At 69.6% G+C, this 18,994-nt stretch carries 12 protein-coding genes and 3 tRNA genes; 5 read left to right on the top strand and 10 right to left on the bottom strand.

The features are described from left to right. Positions 1 to 4: 4 nt before the first annotated feature. The 5 genes from AC0666_RS05500 to AC0666_RS05480 are packed head-to-tail and all read right to left on the bottom strand — an operon-like array spanning position 5 to position 8,388. Complete coding sequence (locus tag AC0666_RS05500) at positions 5 to 1,840, bottom strand: DNA cytosine methyltransferase (protein WP_478707133.1); 1,836 nt, start codon at positions 1,838 to 1,840, stop codon at positions 5 to 7. Then, positions 1,840 to 2,736 (bottom strand): hypothetical protein, encoded by an 897-nt coding sequence (locus AC0666_RS05495; RefSeq protein WP_478707132.1) that lies wholly within the window; start codon positions 2,734 to 2,736, stop codon positions 1,840 to 1,842. Before AC0666_RS05495 ends, AC0666_RS05500 begins: the two co-directional genes overlap by 1 nt. Further along, the gene (locus AC0666_RS05490) at positions 2,733 to 4,670 is read right to left on the bottom strand and encodes a hypothetical protein (protein ID WP_478707131.1); all 1,938 of its coding nucleotides are present in this window, start codon (positions 4,668 to 4,670) and stop codon (positions 2,733 to 2,735) included. Before AC0666_RS05490 ends, AC0666_RS05495 begins: the two co-directional genes overlap by 4 nt. Beyond that, positions 4,667 to 5,692, bottom strand: a complete 1,026-nt coding sequence (locus tag AC0666_RS05485) for a PD-(D/E)XK motif protein (RefSeq protein WP_478707130.1) — start codon at positions 5,690 to 5,692, stop codon at positions 4,667 to 4,669. The genes AC0666_RS05490 and AC0666_RS05485 overlap by 4 nt, the downstream gene beginning before the upstream one ends. Further along, positions 5,689 to 8,388 carry a Z1 domain-containing protein gene (locus tag AC0666_RS05480; protein ID WP_478707129.1) on the bottom strand — a complete coding sequence of 900 codons (2,700 nt, stop codon included), beginning with the start codon at positions 8,386 to 8,388 and terminating at the stop codon, positions 5,689 to 5,691. Before AC0666_RS05480 ends, AC0666_RS05485 begins: the two co-directional genes overlap by 4 nt. Positions 8,389 to 8,837: 449 nt before the next feature. Here AC0666_RS05480 and AC0666_RS05475 point away from each other — a divergent pair, with 449 nt between their 5' ends. Next, the gene (locus tag AC0666_RS05475; RefSeq protein ID WP_478707128.1) at positions 8,838 to 9,065 is read left to right on the top strand and encodes a hypothetical protein; all 228 of its coding nucleotides are present in this window, start codon (positions 8,838 to 8,840) and stop codon (positions 9,063 to 9,065) included. Positions 9,066 to 9,332: 267 nt separating this feature from the next. On the opposite strand, the gene AC0666_RS05470 is transcribed toward AC0666_RS05475, so the two are convergent. The 3 genes from AC0666_RS05470 to AC0666_RS05460 all read right to left on the bottom strand — a co-directional run bounded on the left by AC0666_RS05470 (position 9,333) and on the right by AC0666_RS05460 (position 9,742). After that, positions 9,333 to 9,409, bottom strand: a tRNA-Ile gene (locus AC0666_RS05470). Between the two features lie 182 nt (positions 9,410 to 9,591). Then, positions 9,592 to 9,664, bottom strand: a tRNA-Asn gene (locus AC0666_RS05465). A gap of 5 nt (positions 9,665 to 9,669) precedes the next feature. Further along, positions 9,670 to 9,742: transfer RNA gene (locus tag AC0666_RS05460), tRNA-Asn, on the bottom strand. Between the two features lie 145 nt (positions 9,743 to 9,887). On the opposite strand from AC0666_RS05460, the gene AC0666_RS05455 reads away from it, so the two are divergent. From AC0666_RS05455 to AC0666_RS05440, 4 genes are all read left to right on the top strand, one after another. After that, the gene (locus AC0666_RS05455; protein ID WP_468583089.1) at positions 9,888 to 10,199 is read left to right on the top strand and encodes a YtxH domain-containing protein; all 312 of its coding nucleotides are present in this window, start codon (positions 9,888 to 9,890) and stop codon (positions 10,197 to 10,199) included. Positions 10,200 to 10,248: 49 nt separating this feature from the next. Beyond that, positions 10,249 to 11,718, top strand: coding sequence for an FGGY family carbohydrate kinase (locus AC0666_RS05450; protein ID WP_468967765.1), 1,470 nt, complete (start codon positions 10,249 to 10,251; stop codon positions 11,716 to 11,718). A 138-nt stretch (positions 11,719 to 11,856) separates the two neighbouring features. Continuing rightward, positions 11,857 to 13,590: an ABC transporter ATP-binding protein gene (locus AC0666_RS05445; protein WP_468967768.1), complete on the top strand. Its 1,734-nt coding sequence runs from the start codon at positions 11,857 to 11,859 to the stop codon at positions 13,588 to 13,590. After that, positions 13,587 to 15,509 (top strand): ABC transporter ATP-binding protein, encoded by a 1,923-nt coding sequence (locus AC0666_RS05440; protein ID WP_468583085.1) that lies wholly within the window; start codon positions 13,587 to 13,589, stop codon positions 15,507 to 15,509. The genes AC0666_RS05445 and AC0666_RS05440 overlap by 4 nt, the downstream gene beginning before the upstream one ends. A gap of 112 nt (positions 15,510 to 15,621) precedes the next feature. Here the strand turns inward: AC0666_RS05440 and AC0666_RS05435 are convergent, their stop codons facing one another. Next, positions 15,622 to 16,812: an RNA polymerase sigma factor gene (locus AC0666_RS05435; protein ID WP_468968514.1), complete on the bottom strand. Its 1,191-nt coding sequence runs from the start codon at positions 16,810 to 16,812 to the stop codon at positions 15,622 to 15,624. Positions 16,813 to 16,907: 95 nt separating this feature from the next. After that, positions 16,908 to 18,983, bottom strand: coding sequence for a molybdopterin oxidoreductase family protein (locus AC0666_RS05430; RefSeq protein WP_478707127.1), 2,076 nt, complete (start codon positions 18,981 to 18,983; stop codon positions 16,908 to 16,910). Positions 18,984 to 18,994: the final 11 nt, after the last annotated feature.

The following is an 18,994-nucleotide window of genomic DNA, read 5'->3' as shown; positions in this document are numbered from 1 at the left end:
GATCCTAGTCGTGGAGAGCCGCTGCGATGGCCCGCCCGACGGCGGCCGCAAGCGGCGGGGGCATGGCATGGCCGATCTGCCGGTACCGGGACGTCTTGCCGCCGGAGAAGCGCCAGTCCTCCGGGAAGGCCTGGATGAGTGCGGCCTGGTCCAGGGTCAGTCGCGGCGAGCCGTCCTCGGGGAATGCGGCGTCGGGGGCACTGTCTCCGAGGCTGGTCCCGTTGACCCGAAGGGCGGCCCATGCCTTCTTGCTTCCCGTCGGCCCGAGGTCGGCGCCGCCCCGTCGCTCCGACCCGCCGACGAGAGCGGGCGCGACCCGGTCTGCCTCCTTGATCCATTGCGCTGCCCCCGGCCACCCGCCGCGAGCCATAGACGGGCCGAGGACATCGCCGACCGTCGGAGGAACCGCGTGGTCCGGCTCGGGCCAGACGAAGCCGGCGGAGTACTCGTGGCGCAGGGCCACGAGGAAGCCACTGCTTCGGTTCTGCGGAACTCCGAAGTCCGAGGCGTTCAGGATGCGCCACCTGGCGTGATATCCCATGCTCCGCAGTTCGGTCTCGATCCATTTGCGCTCGTCGGCAAAGTTCTCGCCCTCCACCAGTTCCGGCAGGTTCTCCAACAGGACGGCCTTCGGCCGTATCCGGAGCGCCAGATCCACGGCGACCTTCAGGACGTTCCGTTCCTCGTTGTCCTCGGCGCGGCCGACCGTGGCGGAGGACTTCACCCGTGGCAGCCCTCCACTCACGAGATCAACGCCGACGATCTCCGGCCGGTCGTCAGGCCGAAAGTGGCTCAGATCCATGCAGATGACGTCCCAGGCGGGCCGGTTGAGGTCGATCGTGAAGCACGCATCGGCCTTCCTGTCGATCAGGACGACCGGATCAAATCCCGCACGCTCGAGGCCGAGAGCCTGGGCGCCCGCGCCCGCGCAGATTTCCACCGACGTGAAACGGCGAGGGGTGGCCGGGACCGGGACCCGACGGTCCTGTTGAGGAAAGGAGGGGATCGAGGGCGCTTCGGGTTCGGACGAGTCGGCCCGCACGACGCGGCTGCCCGCATCCGCCGCAGGCTCCGCTCGCACTCCGGCGACACCACGCTGTGCCTGGACGGATTCCATGGCCACCCTGCGCAGCTCTTCGTCCAGGGCGTCCTCCTCCACCCCGTCGAAGAGAACGAACGGCGCCAGCCTGAGCAACCTTTTGAGAAAGTCGCGCAGCGTGTCGCGCTCGGTGACGCCTGTGAGGTCGAGCTCACTCCACACCCGCAGGATCGCCCGCACGAGATGAGCGCTACCGCCCAGCGCCGCCCGACGTGCGTAAATCTGGTCGAACGCCGCCTCCCCGAGGATGTCGAGGGCATCGTACGGCTCGGAGCGGTCCGGGGAATGGACGAGTTGCGCCCTCCACCACAGTCGCCCCAACACGTGCCGGGTCAGATCGGTGCCGAGAACGCGGTCCCCCGGCGGTTTCGGATAGCGCCAGAAGGCGATATCGGGCAACAGCACCAGGGCGAGGAAGGCCCATACGTCGGGCGCGGCCGCCTCGGCCGGCACCATGTCCATCTCCTTGTGCAGGAGCACGGCCAGCTGCAGGTCGAACTGCGCCCTGCGGATCCGGTCGCTCTCACCCGGGAATCCCGCCTGCTCCGCCAGACCCACGACGAGAGCGCGCAGTTCACGCAGTCGCGCGGGCGATACCCGGTCCCCGCCGGTGGCCACGTAGACCGCCGCGTGGTGAGCATCGGCCGCGCGGCCGGTCAGCTCCGGGACCGCCAGCCGCCCATACTCTGCGAAGAGGGGCTTGGCCTGGGCGGAGAGGAGCCGAGGGTAGAGGTAACTCATCACGCAACCTCGAAGATTCTGACCGCTGCCTGGAGATCCGAGGCGAACAGCGCGGGCGCCTGAAGTCGACGCAGTCGGACATCCGTGATCGATTGCTCCGGGAAGAGCCTGTCGAAGAGACCCAACAGAGTCGAGCCGAGCGACCCCTCGGGGAAGTCCGCCTCATCGGCGAAGTCGTCGCTGTTGAGCCCGTGCTCGATCATCACGCGTGCCACGTCCGCGTACACGGCGGAGAGCACCACGCGATCGACCGGCCGGGGCCGGGCCGCGTTCCGGAAAGCGGTGGTCGTCACCGTATTGCTCTCGTTGACGAGCAGCAGCAACGACCCCATGGTGGCGCTCTCGAGGCCACCGGTGATCTGCAGGTGCCACGCAGCGCCCTCGGGAAACGACGTGTGAGCGAAATCGATCACTGCCATGGGGTACTGCGGAGCATCGCCCTGGAGTCGTACCGACGCACGGTCGCTCCACAGTACCGATCCTGCACGACGCGGCGCGGCCGGTCGTGCAGAGTCGAGCCGGTCGGCCAGGAGGAGGGCCGTGTCGAGCCGGACCACACCGCCCAGGTCCGCGCCTCGGAGACGGACCTCGAGCGGGACGGAAACCACTCCGGAGTCCGTCAGCCGCACCCGTCGCGCAGGCCCGCTGAGCCTGGACCCGGTGGCGGTCCACACCGCGGACAGCATGAGCGGCGCGTCGGCGGGAAGGCCCGACCCGGAACGGGCACGATCCAGATCGACCTGCACGACCCTGACCACGTGCAGGTCCATGCCGTAGTCCCAGACAGGAATTGCGTCGGGAAGCGGCAACTCGCCGTCCTCGGCCACGAGGCACCAACCCTCGGCCTTCACGACGTCCTCGGGTGGAATGCGGTACGGCAGAACGCGCCTGCTCACGGGCCCGTCACCGCCTCGACACGGACGTCGATTTCGGTCATCGTGTCGGCCGCGGGCTTCACGAGGGCTCGCCAGACACCGTTGCCGCCGTCCATCACGCAGTCCTCCGGCTCGTGGAACTGCTCTTCGGGGTCCTGCCAACCGATCAGCGTCGGCATGCTCGCGCCCATCGGGGGATCGGTCTCCCGAACGCCTGCCCCGGGGAGCACGACGGCAAGATCGATCTTGACCCGTTGATGCCCGGGAATCGGCAGGCGGAACTCCTGGACGAGCAGCGAGTCGGCACCGCGATCCTCGTAGTAGGGCTCGCCGACGTACTCCACCCGTGGCCGGCGGCGCGGTGGCGTCGTCGTGTCCCCGCCCGCGGGTGCACCTGGCTGCGGGTCGTCGCCGACCGCAGTCGAGTACGAACGCCCCTCCGGGGATGGGGAGGGATCCGCCTCCGGCTTGCGGCGCCGCGGATTCGGGACGATCGTGCTGCCGGGCTTCCCGTAGTCGGTCGCCCCGCCGACGCCCCAGGCGCCTCCCACCAGCCCGGAGAAGTGACTGCTCGCCGCTCCGAGGGCGACGCTGCTGGCACCCGGCCGGACTATCCCGTGGAGGCTGAGGAGACCCTCGAGTGCCTCGTCGATGCGGGTGAACGTCGTCTTCACGAAGGTGCTCTCCGGGTAGGAGAGCGACTGGGGATGCCACGCGTCGTGCGTGGGAGGCTCGGCCTTCGCGTAGACCTCGTCCATGCTCACGTCAGCGCGGAAGACGCCCGCGTACCCCTGGTTCTCGCTCGGCGGCTTCGGCCCGCGGCGATAGGTGACGACGAGTTCGGCGGGACGCATGAGACACACGTGGTGGACAAGGTCCTCGACGTCCATCAGTCGAGAGGCGCGCGTCGGCTCCAAAGGCGGCACGACCCGCTTGACCAGACCTAGGCGTCCCAGATATCGCTTGGGACTCTTGCACTCCAACCGGCTGCCGCCGGGTCCAACCATGTTCTCGTAGGCGGCGACGAACAGGTTGAGCGGGCGCGTCTGCCGAGGGTCCGGCACCGGATGCGGCACGCCGTCGCAGGACACGGAGAAACGCATGGCCGGCGGCTCACCGCCGACGGAGATCATCTTGGGCCACAGGTGCCAGGCGAGCGAGTCGGCCAGGTACGAGGTGGCCGCCATCGGCGCGAGTTCATCGAGGTCCGGGTCGACGACAACGATCGTCGTACCGGTCTCGTCCGGACCAAACGGCTTGAGTCCCAGACGGTGCGCGACGGCCTCGGCCTCAGACCCGACAAGCGGCTCCACCACGTCACCGGACGTGTCGCCCCACCAGTGTCGCCCCGTGTAGCGCCGACTCCCCCCGGGCTCGGCCTCCGTGTAGCTCTTGTACAGCGTACAGCCGATAAGCCTCGTCTCGGCGCCCTGCGCGGTCTGGCACCGCGAGTGCACCAGGACGGTACCCGGACGGGACAGGAGGAAGAAGATGCCCTTGCCGAAGCCGTACGTCCCTCCGCCCAAGGGTGTGTCGCGGGGCTCACCGATGTTTCGGATGAAGTTGACGAAGTCGCGGTCGGGCCCCACCGCCGCGTCGGCTCGGGTGGGCCCGCCCAGACCCCGGGTGCCTCGGTCGGACACGGCGAGCACACGGATCGACCCCTGCTTGAGGGTGTTCCGCAGGGGGAAACGCTCCGCTCCGCCCGGCGCACCGTTGAGGAGCATGCGACGCCAGGCCTCAGCGTGTCCGGGGCCGACCGTCCACAGGTCGATCCCGTAGTCGACCGGTGCGGAAGAATCGAGCGGGCGGGCGTCCCAACTGTTCTGTGCCGACTCGCGCACCAGGATGGTGAGGAGATCCAGCTCGGGGCGGCCGAGCTGATTGCGGATGCCTTCGGCGGCGCTCGCCCCCTCCGGCGGGTAGGGCTGTGAGTACCAGGACGGCTGGATCACGCGGCTCCCCTCAACAGGCTCTCGATCGTCCGGGAGGCCTCGGACGGTTCCATGGGAAGGGGGGCCGCGCCCGACAGGTCGACCGTGTAGGCAACGTCCAGCACGGACACTGGGACGCCGGCCGCTGTGAGCGCCTGCGCGGTAAGTGCCGGGAACTCCGGGCCCACCCGGTACCACCGTTCCTCGCGAACCACAAACCGGACGTCGTGATACCTCTCGGCGTCCGTCACGCGATATCCGACGCGGGCCAGCGAGTCGAGAAGGGCGCTCTCGTCGTCGCACAGACGCAGCAGTTGATCGACGAGCCCGGGGATGCTCTCCCCCATGGTGAGGCCGGCGTCGCGCCGCAGCCCCAGCCATACGAGCGACAGTGCCCCGCCCGTGGGTGCTTCGAGCTGGTCGAGGCCGTGTACCCGGGCTCGCCTGCCCTCATCGGCCGTGCTCGTCTTCACCTCGACGGCATCGGTCGCGCCGGAGAAATCATGGCGGTGGCCGTTGGGCCCCGACCACAGGCGGTGTGCGCTGGGGTCCAGCTCCAGCAGCCGGTGCAACACGGTGAGCTCGCCGAACAGGCCCGCCAGTTGCTCCGGCCCCAGCAGCGTCCCCTGTGTACGAAAGAGGGACCGCCACCGGTCCAACACACGGTACAGCGCTTTGACCGGGTTCTCAGGCAGGTCCTCCGCGGCGCTCATTATGTCGACGCACAGCTCGGTGAACAGATCGTCCAGGTCGTCGCGCAGGCAGGAGAGGTCGGCGTAGTACTGGTACGTCTCCTCGTCCTCCAGCGGCCGCTTGCGCAGGCGCAGACCGGGACCGTCGAGACCGGCACGCAGCCGCCTGTCAGACGGGATCGGTATCAGGATGTGGCGTCGGCCCTCGTAGTCGACCCCGACCGCAAGCGGCCCATGGACGACGTCGACCGGAAGCCGGGCAACACGCAGACGCCCGTCACCGGTGGGTTCCTCGGCCTCCAGCCCGTCCCAGCTTTGAGCCATGATCCGACGGAAAATCTCCTCGCTCACGTGTCCTCGCCCTCAAGGAGACTGAACACGTCCTCCTCTTCCAGCAGGCCCACGGGGAGTTTGGCAGAGATGTACTTCTCCACCGTGCTGTCCTTGCCCACCGACTCGGGGAACACGAGTCCGACGCCGATCACGTGCTCTTCGGCCCCCAGCGCCTCACGTGATCCCTCCTTGGAGGGGAGCGGCTTGGAGTCCTTGTCGATCGGGTACAGCACCAACAGACCGGTGTCCGGCGCCTGAACCTTGCGCAGTTCCTTGATGCCCGCCTCGTTGAGCCGTGACGTCTCCCCGGTCAGGTCGACGGCCGCGTCGCGCCGGCTCATGAGCGTCTTGATGTCCGCTGTACCCGCCTTCGCGCCCTTGCTCTTGAGGCGGGCACGCGTGATGCGGCCGACGGTCACGTCGGGCCCGAACATGTAGTCCTTCTCCCCTGCCGGATTGCCGATGACGGCGATGTTCCAGCGTCCCAGGGAGCCCGCGTTCGAGACCCGCTTGCGGATGTAGCCGATGATCAGGTCGGCGTCGTTCTCCGGGGAGTCCTCGTGGAACTTGTAGGCCTGCAAGAAGTCGACGACCGCCTCGTGGGGTACGTCACGGAAGACGTACCGGCCGTCCTCGGGGCATTCATCGACCCGCACGGAGGTGGCCACCGAGGCCTCGATCAGCCTGTGTGCGGCCTCGGCATTCCGGCGCAGCCAGGCCGCGTCTGTCTGGAAATAGTGGGTCTGTACGCGCCGGCCGCTGTAGGAAGAGGCGGCTGTGACAGCGTCGCGCATTTTCGCGGCCGCGGTCACCCTCAGGGACGGGTGTGTCCGCAGCCGCACGGCGAACGTGAGGGGGTCCTCGCTCTCGGTCAAGTAGACGTCGATGTCGCGACGCATCTCGGTCTCCACCGTGGCGAGATGACGGAACCACTCGGCGAGTTCGTCCGTCATCCAGATCCTGGGCAGATCGGCATAGCCGTTACGGAAGCCGAACCAGCGGCCCATCTGCAGCAGCGTGTCGTACGCGGAGACGGCTCGGACGAAGTAGCTGACAGAGAGGCCTTCGAGCGTCAGACCGCGGGAGAGGGTATTGCCACCGACCGCGACGGCGATGACAGGACCGTTTTCGTAGTCGAGGCGGTCTTCGCTGCTGGAGTTGTCCATGATGACCCTGCAGTCGTCCAGGACTGCAGGCAACACCTGGAGGAGCTCGTCGAACGGCACAGGCTTCTCGCCGAACTCCTCGGCCGGCACACGCGCGGTCTCCTCCTCCCACAGTCGTCGCAGTGCTTCGACGCGCGCGGGGTCCGTCAGGGACTGGGCAACGCGCCTGCGCAAGTGCAGCAGAGGCCCCTTGAAACTGTCGTGTACCGAGGTGTTTACGCTGGTGTGGATGAGCATCGTGTTGTGGGGGTTGCCCGTTCCGCGCACCCGCCGAGCTGCCGTGACCAGCCAGAAGTACTCGACGGCGCGTCGCAGCGTATCGGTGATCACCGGCTCGAAGCCTTCAACCTCGTCCCGCGTCATGGGACGCACGCACGGAACGTCATCATCCGGAACGGACCTGATCATGTCGTGGCCGTCGTCGACTTCGTTCGGGTCCTCACCGTCGAGTGCGTAGCGGCCGAACAACACCTCTGTACCGAAATGTCCCTTCGGCTTGGGGAGGTTGACGACGAAGTGCTCCGGATAGAGGTCCTGGCTGCTCGGGTCGATCAGCAGGTTCGCGAACGGAGAAGCCGTGTAACCCACGTATGCGGACTTCGGCAGCGATGCCATGATGGACAGGATGAGCGGATTGATCGACTTCGTCGCCACCGTCGCCTGGTCGGCCTCGTCATCGATGATCAGCGCCGGGCAGTCCTTCAGGTAGTCCGATGCGCTCTCCAGCCATCGGGACAGCTTGCGCAGCACCGCGGCGTTCTTCTTGACCACGCACAGGACATGGGTGTTGTTGCTGCTGCCGAAGTAGGCGGCCGGGTTCTGCAGTGGAGTGAAGTCCTTGTCGAGGCCCGTCAGTTGGGACCACCGTGAGGGGTTCGGTTCCACCAGCTGTTGGACGAGCCTCGCCTGGGTCTGCCGTCGGAGGCCGTTGTGGATGCCGGCGAGGACGATGAACAACTTGTAGCCGCGATCCGCCGCCTTGGCCATGACGGAGGTGAAGCTGGTCGTCTTGCCCGACTGGACGTAGCCGACGACCAAGCCCTTCGTGGCGAAGGCCCGTTCCTTGGGGTGATTGAGGAGGGAGGTGATCCGCGTGGAGGAGTCGTCAAGGCTCCGGATCGCGGGCTCCTGCGGCCAACCCTCCTTCCGGAGCAGTTCGACGATCGCCGGCCAGTACTTGTCCCCCGGTTGTGGCCCTGTGTACCAGGTGTCCCGGTTGCCGAGGACCACGGACTGCGGCTCCTCAAGCTCCTTGATCCGGACGGTGTCGACCTCGTGCCGCTCGCGGATCCGCTGCATGACGTCCTGGCTGATGCCGAATGCCTCCAACCGCTTCACTGCCTCGACAGGAGGAAAACGATCAAGAAGGGCCACGAACGTCTCGTAGTTGTCGTCGAACTCATCGGCCATAGCCTCGACCGCCCCCGGCTCTCGTTCGTTGTGGCCGGTGGGGCCTTCAGGACCCTTCCGCCTCCTCGGGTGCGCTCGGCCAACGACGCGGGCACCCCGAAGAGCGCGCACCGACGTGGCACCCTCATGCAACGTCACACATTATTCGGCGAACCGGTCCCGCCGCACAGGTTCTCAGTCATGATCCACCACCCACGAGGACCGCGACCATGACGCGGACATGAAAAAAACCTACCGAAACCCGACAAAGGGCCGACGGATTCCCGGGCAGTCGAGACAGGACAGGTCACGGCGCCTCCGCGGCGGCCGCACGTAAGCCTCGGCTGCAGGGCGAAGCGTGGGTCGAAAGTGCACCAAGGGGTGCGGAGGCGAGTGCCTCAGCGTCCTACACTCCGGCCGGGCCCGGGGCGCGGCCGCCAATCGGTCAACGGCACCGTCGAGTGCCGCGTCGCGGCCGCAGCCAGTGGGAGCGGCAAGCGGGCGTGACGATCGGCGGCGATGCCCCAGTGAGCCCGTTGGCCACGGAAATGCGGTAGATGACGTGGGGAGGGTGATTCCCGGAATGCCTTCCGGGACTGAGGGACCGCGTGGAGGACCGCGAGCCCCGCCACGGCGGCGGACGCCTTTTCAGGCCGTTCGTGGGCAACACCCCGCCGCCCGACGAAGTGGGTGGCGAGGAGATCCTGATGGCGAACCTCCCGACCGCCTGCCGCATGATCGCCGACGCATGTGAGGCATACGTGCATCACATCGAGACCGCCTCGAAACGCATCGGTGCAAAGGTCCCGTCGCGGGAGACCAGTGCTCCCGTGTGACCACCCCCGCTTGGGCGGTGACGGTCATGATGGTGGGCTGCACGAGCTCGTCTGGGAGGACATCCGCATCGCCAGCTGAGCAAGATCCTGCCTGCCATGGACGGCTCCCAGGACCGTGTCCCCACGCCTCAGCCCGAAGGGGGCGGGTTCATGTCCGCGGTGGCCCCCCTCGCGCCCCTAGTACACATACACGCGAAGGTGCCCCGACCCGGAAGCCCGGGCGGGGCACCATACGGCTGGCCGAAACGTTTCTTCCGACCAGTGCTGTGGTGGGGCGGGTGGGACTCGAACCCACGGCCGACGGATTATGAGTCCGCTGCTCTAACCGGCTGAGCTACCGCCCCTTCACGGCGTGGCGCGTACATGTGTGCGCGCCGTCTGCCGCAGCATAGCCGCTCATACGATCTCCTGCCTCGGATGCCTCGCATGATCGGCTTCGCCTGTTGAGGGAGACCGTTCTGAGGGCTGCCCGGTTCCGCGACCAGGCAAAAAAGAAGAGGACCCGCACGGGTCCTCTTCTCTCACGCTCCCCCGGCTGGACTCGAACCAGCAACCCTCCGGTTAACAGCCGAATGCTCTGCCAATTGAGCTACAGGGGACTGCGCTCCCCCGACTGGACTCGAACCAGTAACCTGCCGGTTAACAGCCGGCTGCTCTGCCAATTGAGCTACAGGGGATTGCTGCGGTGCATCGAACGGCCCACCTCCGGCCTTGCCGGGGGGCGAGCGCTCGCTGCGAGTCATAGATTAGCGCAAGCAGGGGGGTGCTCCGCCAATCGGTATCTCCAGCAGGCCGGGCACCACACGACGAAGGGTGGCAGGCATGCGGTACAAGGTCACGTTCATGCTCGGACTGGCCGTCGGGTACGTCGCCGGGGCGCGGGCCGGGCGCGAGCGTTACGAGCAGATGAAGAAGTCCGCGCGCGACCTCGCGCAGAACCCGGCCGTCCGGAATGCCGCCGAGACCGCGGGGCAGACCGGGCGGGTCTACGCGGGCAAGGCGTTCGCGGCGGTGGGCGACAAGCTCGGCGACGTCGTACCGCCCTCGCTGGTCGGGCGGGTACGGGGGTTGCGCGACCGGGTCGGCGGCGGTGGCGCCGGGGCCGAGGACGAGTGGGGAACCAGCAACACCTGAGGCGTCGGAGGCGGAGGAGACGGGCCCGGGGTGCGGCAGAATTCTCCGCATGGGGATAGTCGCCGGGCTGGACAGCTCTTCCGCCTTCACTCGCATCGTCGTCTGTGACACCGACACCGGTGCCGTGCTGCGCCAGGGCTACGCGCCCCATCCGCAGCCCGCCACGGATCCCGAGAGCGTCCATCCCCACGAGACCGACCCCCAGGCCTGGCTGCTGTCCCTCGGCGAGGCCGCGGGCGGCGGCCTCCTGGAGGGGGTCCAGGCCATCGGCGTCTCCGCGCAGCAGCACGCGCTGCTCCCGCTCGATGCGCAGGGCGGGCTCGTCCGCCCCGCGCTGGTCGGCAACGACAAGCGCGGGCAGGTCGCGGCAGCCGACCTGATCGAGGCGCTCGGCGGCCGGCATGCCTGGGCCGAGGCCGTCGGGTCCGTCCCGCAGGCCGCACAGCCGGTCGCGAAGCTCGCCTGGCTGGCCCGGACGGAGCCGGAGGCGGCCCGGCGGGTGGCCGTGCTGATGTCCGCGCACGACTGGCTGGTCTGGCAGCTGCTCGGCCGGCCCGCCCGCCGCACCACCGACCGTGGCGGCGCCTCCGGCACCGGGTACTGGTCGGCGGCCACCGGCTCCTACCGCCCCGACCTGGTCGAGCTGGCCCTCGGCCACATGGCGCTGCTGCCCGAGGTGCTCGGGCCGGCCGAGGCCGCCGGGACCACTCCGGAGGGGCTGCTGATCTCCGCGGGCACGGGCGAGACGATGGCCGCCGCGCTCGGGCTCGGTCTCGGCCCCGGTGACGCGGTGGTCTCGCTGGGCGCCTCCGGCTCGGTGACCGCCGTCCACCACGAGGCGCTGTCGGAACCGAACGGGCTGATCACCTCGCTCGCCGACGCCACCGGCATGCACCTGCCGGTGGTGAACGTCTCCAATGCCGTACGGGCCCTGCGCGGCACCGCCGACCTGCTGGGCACCGACCTCGAAGGGCTGTCGGAGCTCGCGCTGAAGTCGACGCCGGGCGCGCACGGCCTCGTACTCCTGCCGTATCTGGAGGGTGAGCGGACGCCGAACCTGCCGCACACCGCCGGAACCCTGTCCGGGCTGCGGCGGGACTCGATGAAGCCGGAGCACCTGGCGCGGGCCGCGTTCGAGGGGATGCTGTGCGGTCTGGCCGACGCGCTCGACGTGCTGCGCTCGCGCGGAGTGGAGATCCGCCGGGTGTTCCTGCTGGGCGCGGCGGCCGAGCTGCCCGCCGTACAGGCCGCGGCCCCGGGGCTGTTCGGGGCGCAGATCGTCGTCCCGGCGCCGGCCGACTACGCGGCGCTCGGTGCGGCCCGCCAGGCGGCGTGGGCGCTGGGGGTGCAGCAGGGGACGCTGGCCCCGCACACCCCGCCGGTCTGGTCGGCTCCGGCGGCGCAGGTCTTCGAGCCCGGCGAGGAGTATCCGGCCTGGCAGGCGGTGCGCCAGCAGTACATCGCGACGCGCGAGCAGCTCCACCCCGGGGCGTTCCAGCAGGTACCGCAGGTCCCGTAGGGGCCTGGGACCCCGGTCCTACGCACGGCGGACGCCGGTCTCGTCCTTTTGACCGGCCTTTGCGAAAACCGGTGGGGTTCGGCCGCGCGGTGGCCGAAGATGGAGCGACCCCTCGATCTTGCCGACCGGAGCCTGCGCGTGCTCATACGACTTCTGCGGACCCACCTGGGTCCGTACCGGAAACCGATTGCCCTCCTGGTGCTGCTGCAGTTGCTGCAGACCAGTGCGAGCCTCTACCTCCCGACGCTGAACGCGGACATCATCGACCGGGGTGTCGTCAACGGCGACACCGGCTACATCCTGCGCTTCGGCGCGCTGATGCTCGGTGTGTCCCTCGTCCAGCTCACCTGCAACATCGGCGCGGTCTACTTCGGTGCCCGCACCTCGGCGGCCCTCGGCCGCGACATCCGGGCCGCCGTCTTCGACCGGGTGCAGAGCTTCTCCGCGCGGGAACTCGGCCAGTTCGGCGCGCCGTCGCTGATCACCCGTACGACGAACGACGTCCAGCAGATCCAGATGCTGGTGCTGATGACCTTCACGCTGATGGTCTCGGCGCCGATCATGTGCGTGGGCGGCATCGCCATGGCGCTCTCGCTCGACGTGAAGCTGTCGGGCGTGCTCCTGGCCGTGGTGCCCGTCCTAGGCCTCTCGGTCGGGGCGATCGTCTTCAGGACGCGACCGCTGTTCCGGCAGATGCAGGAGCGCCTGGACATCGTGAACCGGGTGCTGCGCGAGCAGATCACCGGCAACCGGGTGATCCGCGCCTTCGTCCGCGACGACTACGAGAAGGGCCGCTTCCGGGACGCCAACACGGACCTGACCAACGTCTCCCTCGCCTCGGGGAGGCTGCTGGCCCTCATGTTCCCCACGGTGATCGTGGTCGTGAACATCTCCAGCGTCGCCGTGATCTGGTTCGGGGCGATGCGCATCGACAGCGGCGGCATGGAGATCGGCCAGCTGACGGCTTTCCTCGCCTACCTGATGCAGATCGTCATGTCCGTGATGATGGCCACCTTCATGTTCATGATGGTGCCGCGCGCCGAGGTCTGCGCCGAGCGCGTCCAAGAGGTCCTGGACACCGAGTCCAGCGTGGTCCCGCCCGTCGAGCCGGTGCGCGAACTCGCCCGCCGCGGGCAGCTGGAGCTGCGCGGCGCCGACTTCCGCTACCCGGGCGCCGAGGTGCCGGTCCTGCGCGGGGTGGACCTGGTGGCCCGCCCCGGCGAGACCACCGCGGTCATCGGCTCTACCGGCAGCGGCAAGTCGACGCTGCTGGGCCTGGTGCCGCGGCTGTTCGACGCGACCGGCGGCGAGGTACTGGTCGACGGCGAGGACGTACGCCGCCTGGACCCGGAGCTGCTCGCCAGGACGGTCGGCATGGTCCCGCAGAAGCCGTACCTCTTCTCCGGAACCGTCGCGTCCAACCTGCGTTACGGGCGGCCCGACGCCACCGACGAGGAGCTGTGGCGCGCGCTGGAGGTGGCGCAGGCCAAGGACTTCGTGTCCGAGCTGGAGGGCGGCCTCGACGCGCCCGTCACCCAGGGCGGAACCAATGTCTCCGGCGGCCAGCGCCAGCGTCTGGCGATCGCCCGCACGCTCGTGCAGCGGCCGGAGATCTACCTCTTCGACGACTCCTTCTCGGCTCTGGACTACGCGACGGACGCGGCGCTGCGCGCGGCGCTCGCCCGCGAGACCGAGGACGCCACCGTCGTCATCGTCGCCCAGCGGGTCTCCACGATCCGTGACGCCGACCGGATCATCGTCCTCGACGAGGGCCAGGTGGTGGGCGAGGGACGCCACCACGAGCTGATGGCCGACAACGAGACCTACCGGGAGATCGTGCTCTCCCAGCTGACGGAGGCGGAGGCCGCATGAGCGGGCCCGGAGGACGGATGATGATGGGGCCGGCTCAGCGGTCCCTGGACTTCAAGGGCTCGGGCAAGCGGCTGCTGCGGCAGATCGCTCACGACCGGGCCAAGCTGTGGGGCATGGTCGCCGCCGTGGTCGCCAGCGTCGCCTGCTCGGTGGTCGGCCCGAAGATCCTCGGCCGGGCCACCGACCTGGTGTTCGCGGGGATCGTCGGCCGCCAGCTGCCGGAGGGGATCACCAAGCAGCAGGCGCTGGACGGGATGCGCGCCAGGGGCGAGGACGGCATGGCGGACATGCTGTCCGGCACCGAGTTCACCCCCGGCAAGGGCATCGACTTCGGCGCCGTCGGCGGCGTGGCGGTCTGGGCGCTGGTGGTCTTCACCCTGGCCGGTCTGATGATGCTGGTGGCGACGCGGCTGTCGAACCACATCATGAACGGCACCGTGTACCGGATGCGCGAGGACCTCCAGGCCAAGTTGTCGCGGCTGCCGCTGTCGTACTTCGACCAGCAGAAGCGCGGCGAGGTGCTCAGCCGGGCCACGAACGACATCGACAACATCGGCCAGACGCTCCAGCAGACGATGGGGCAGCTGCTCAACTCGCTGCTGACGATCGTCGGCGTACTGGTGATGATGTTCTGGATCTCCCCGCTGCTGGCGCTGGTGGCGCTGGTGACGATCCCGGTCTCGGCCGTGGTCGCCGCGAAGATCGGCAAGAAGTCGCAGCCGCAGTTCGTGGAGCAGTGGAAGTCCACGGGCGCGCTGAACGCCCATGTGGAGGAGATGTACTCCGGCCACAACCTGGTCAAGGTGTTCGGCCGGCAGAAGGAGTCCGCCGCCGTCTTCGCCGAGCAGAACGAGGCCCTGTACCGGGCCTCCTTCAAGGCGCAGCTGGTCAGCGGCATCATGCAGCCGGTGATGTTCTTCATCTCGAACATCAACTACGTGCTGGTCGCGGTCGTGGGCGGTCTGCGGGTGGCCTCGGGCAGCCTGTCGATCGGTGACGTGCAGGCGTTCATCCAGTACTCGCGCCAGTTCTCGATGCCGCTGACCCAGGTCGCCTCGATGGCGAACCTGGTGCAGTCGGGCGTCGCCTCGGCCGAGCGGGTGTACGAGCTGCTGGACGCGCGGGAACAGGACCCGGACGTCGAGGTCGCGGAGCGTCCGCAGAAGGTGCGCGGCCAGGTCACGCTGGACAAGGTGGCCTTCCGCTACGAGCCGGACAAGCCGCTGATCGAGAACCTGTCGCTGAGCGTCGAGCCCGGCCAGACGGTCGCGATCGTCGGCCCCACGGGCGCCGGCAAGACCACGCTCGTGAACCTGCTGATGCGGTTCTACGAGGTCACGGGCGGCCGGATCGCCCTGGACGGGGTGGACATCGCGAAGATGACCCGTGAGGAGCTGCGCGGGGACATCGGCATGGTGCTCCAGGACACCTGGCTGTTCGGGGGCACGATCGCGGAGAACATCGCGTACGGGGCCTCGCGGGAAGTGACGCGCGCCGAGATCGAGGAGGCGGCGCGGGCCGCGCACGCCGACCGCTTCATCCGCACCCTGCCCGACGGCTACGACACGGTGCTGGACGACGAGGGCGCCGGTGTCAGCGCCGGCGAGAAGCAGCTGATCACCATCGCCCGGGCGTTCCTGTCGGACCCGGTGATCCTGGTGCTGGACGAGGCGACGAGCTCGGTGGACACCCGTACGGAGGTGCTGATCCAGAAGGCGATGGCGCGCCTCGCGGACGGCCGTACGTCCTTCGTGATCGCGCACCGGCTGTCCACGATCCGCGATGCGGACGTGATCCTGGTGATGGAGAACGGCTCGATCGTGGAGCAGGGCTCGCACGAGGAGCTGCTGGAGTCCCAGGGGGCGTACGCCCGCCTGTACGCGGCGCAGTTCGCGCAGGCGGTCGCCGAGGTCGACTGACGTCGGCGGGCCGGCGGACGTCGGCCCGCAGAAGGGGGTGCCCGGTCATGCCGGGCGCCCCCTTTCCCCTTTCGTGGGGTTGTCTTCTCGGCGGTCGTCTTCTCGGCGGTCGTCAGTCCAAGTAGCCGCGGAGCTGGTCGGCGAAGGCGTGGTCGCGCAGTTTGCCGAGGGTCTTCGACTCGATCTGGCGGATCCGCTCGCGCGTGACGCCGAAGATCCTGCCGATCTCCTCCAGGGTGCGGGGCCGTCCGTCGACGAGGCCGTAGCGCAGTTGGACGACCTTGCGCTCGCGCTCGCCGAGGGTGGAGAGCACGGCTTCAAGGTGCTCGCGCAGCAGGAAGAACGCGGCGGACTCCACCGGGGAGGCGGCGTCCCCGTCCTCGATCAGGTCGCCGAGCGCGACATCGTCCTCTTCGCCGACCGGCGCGTGCAGCGAGACCGGCTCCTGGGCGAGGCGCAGCACCTCCATGACCCGCTCCGGAGTCAACTCCAGGTGGACGGCGACCTCTTCGGCGGTGGGCTCGTACCCGCGCTCCTGGAGCATGCGGCGCTGGACGCGCACCACGCGGTTGATCAGCTCCACGACGTGGACGGGCACGCGGATGGTCCGGGCCTGGTCGGCGAGGGCCCGGGACATGGCCTGCCGGATCCACCAGGTGGCGTAGGTGGAGAACTTGTACCCGCGGGCGTAGTCGAACTTCTCAACGGCCCTGATGAGGCCGAGGTTCCCCTCCTGGACGAGGTCGAGCATGGTGAGGCCGCGGCCCACGTAGCGCTTCGCGACGGAGACGACGAGGCGGAGGTTCGACTCGATGAGGCGGCGTTTGGCCATCCGGCCCATGACGACGAGCTTGTCCAGGTCGAGGGCGAGCACCAGGTCCAGGTCCGGGGTGTTGCCGAGCTTCTCCTCGGCGAACAGCCCGGCCTCCACGCGCCGGGCGAGCTCGACCTCCTCGGCGGCGGTGAGCAGCGGGATCCTGCCTATCTCGCGCAGGTACTGCCGGAACAGATCGGCGGAAGGGCCCGCTGCGCCGCTCTCACTGCGCCGGGCCGGCTCCGGCGCCTGCTCGATCAGCTCCAGTACCTCGGGCTCGTCGTCCACGCTGTCGACCTCGGGCTCTTCGCCTGCTGTGGCCTCGGTGTCGTGGACGGGCGGGCTCACGTTGACGGTCAGGATCTGGGTCTGCACGGGGGCGACCTCCAGGGCTCCGAGGACGGGGGCACCGCACCTCAGTGTGGGGTACGACACATCGCCGCCACGAGGGGCGTGCGAGCACTTTCTGAGCCCGCTGCGTGACCGGATGGTTACCCGCCGCCGGAAACCCCGATGCGGATCGGACGCATGTCCGACTCGATCGGCACCACCTCCCCCTCGGGAGCCGCACGTGGCCGCGGCGGTCAGGCCGGTTCGACGCGGACCGCGCAGACCTTGAACTCCGGCATGCGGGACGTGGGGTCGAGGGCCGGGTTGGTCAGGCTGTTGGCGCGGCCCTCCCCCGGCCAGTGGAAGGGCATGAAGACCGTGTCCGCGCGGATGGTGTCCGTGATGCGGGCCGGGGCCACCGCGCGGCCGCGGCGGGAGGTGACCGCCAGGGGGGTGCCGTCCGTGGCGCCGATCCGGGCGGCGAGGCGGGGGTGGAGTTCCACGAAGGGGCCCGGGGCGGCCGCGTTGAGCTCGTCCACGCGGCGGGTCTGGGCGCCCGACTGGTACTGGGAGACCACCCGGCCGGTGGTGAGCAGGACGGGGTACTCGGCGTCCGGGACCTCGGCCGCGTCGCGGTGCGAGACCGGGACGAACCGGGCCCGGCCGTCTTCGGTGGCGAAGGCGTCCAGGAAGAGGCGCGGCTGCCCCGGGGAGCCCTTGGGGCAGGGCCAGTAGACGCCCTGCTCGTCCTCGATGCGGGCGTAGGAGATGCCCGAGTAGTCGGCCGGGCCGCCGGCCGAGGCGCGGCGCAGTTCCGCGAAGACCTCCTCGGGGTCGGTGGGGAAGCCCTTCTCGATGCCGAGGCGGGCCGCCAGGCCGTGCAGGACCTCCAGGTCGGTGCGGACACCGGGCGGCGGGGTCAGGGCCCGGCGGCGCAGCAGGACCCTGCCCTCCAGATTGGTGGTGGTGCCGGTCTCCTCGGCCCACTGGGTGACGGGCAGGACCACGTCCGCGAGGGCCGCCGTCTCGGAGAGGACCACGTCGGCGACCGCCAGGAAGTCCAGGGAGCGGATGCGGCTTTCGATGTGGGCGGCGCGCGGGGCGGAGACCACCGGGTTGGAGCCCATCAGCAGCAGGGCTTTGACGTCCGTCCCGAGGGCGTCGAGGAGTTCGTAGGCGCTGCGGCCCGGGCCGGGGAGGGTGGCGGGGTCGACTCCCCAGACGCCGGCGACGTGCGCCCGTGCCGCGGGATCGGTCAGCTTGCGGTAGCCGGGAAGCTGGTCGGCCTTCTGGCCGTGCTCGCGGCCGCCCTGGCCGTTGCCCTGGCCGGTGAGGCAGCCGTAGCCGGAGAGCGGGCGGCCCGCGCGGCCGGTGGCCAGGCACAGGTTGATCCACGCGCCGACGGTGTCGGTGCCCTTGGACTGCTGCTCGGGTCCGCGGGCGGTGAGGACCATCGCGGAGGAGGGTGCGCAGAACAGCTCGACCGCCTCGCGCAGACGCGGCACCGGGATGCCGGTGATCCGTTCCACCAGCTCCGGCCAGTGCGCCATCGCCGCCGCCCGGGCCTCCTCCCAGCCGGTGGTGCGCCCGGCGATGAACTCCTCGTCGGTGCGGCCCTGGGCGACGACCAGGTGCAACAGGCCCAGCGCCAGGGCGAGATCCGTACCCGGGCGCGGGGCCAGGTGCAGGTCCGCCTGCTCGGCGGTGCGGGTGCGGCGGGGGTCGACGACGATCAGCGTGCCGCCGTTCGCCTTGAGTTCGGTGAGGAAGCGCAGGGCGGGCGGCATGGTCTCGGCCAGGTTCGAGCCGACGAGGATCACGCAGCCGGTGCGCGGGATGTCCTCCAGCGGGAAGGGCAGTCCGCGGTCCAGCCCGAAGGCCCGCTGGTGGGCGGCGGCCGCAGAGGACATGCAGAAGCGGCCGTTGTAGTCGATCTGCGAGGTCCGCAGGGCGACGCGCGCGAACTTGCCGAGCGCGTACGCCTTCTCGTTGGTCAGCCCGCCGCCCCCGAACACCCCGACCGCGTCCCGCCCGTACGCACGCCCGGTGCGGGCGAGCCCCTCGGCGACGGCGTCGAGGGCCTCCTCCCAGGTGGCCGGGGCGAGCTCGCCGGTGCCGGTGCGGATCAGCGGCTCGGTCAGGCGTACCCGGGAGGACAGCACGGCGGGGGCGGTACGGCCCTTGCCGCACAGCGCGCCGCGGTTCACCGGGAAGTCCGCCCGCTCCTCCACCACCACGCCCGCCCCGCCCGGCTCGGGCCGCAGGAGCATCCCGCATTGCAGCGCGCAGTAGGGACAGTGCGTGGCGGTGGCTGATTCCGGGGTGTGCATACGCCTCAGCC

The organism is Streptomyces sp. NPDC043680 (genome assembly GCF_056436685.1).
This window is presented reverse-complemented; position numbering and strand designations above follow the sequence as displayed.

Coding starts and splice junctions, on each gene's coding strand:
- AC0666_RS05500 (WP_478707133.1), bottom strand. CDS start 1,840: ATGAGTTACCTCTACCCTCGGCTCCTCTCCGCCCAGGCCAAGCCCCTC.
- AC0666_RS05455 (WP_468583089.1), top strand. CDS start 9,888: ATGCGGTACAAGGTCACGTTCATGCTCGGACTGGCCGTCGGGTACGTC.
- AC0666_RS05450 (WP_468967765.1), top strand. CDS start 10,249: ATGGGGATAGTCGCCGGGCTGGACAGCTCTTCCGCCTTCACTCGCATC.
- AC0666_RS05440 (WP_468583085.1), top strand. CDS start 13,587: ATGAGCGGGCCCGGAGGACGGATGATGATGGGGCCGGCTCAGCGGTCC.
- AC0666_RS05430 (WP_478707127.1), bottom strand. CDS start 18,983: ATGCACACCCCGGAATCAGCCACCGCCACGCACTGTCCCTACTGCGCG.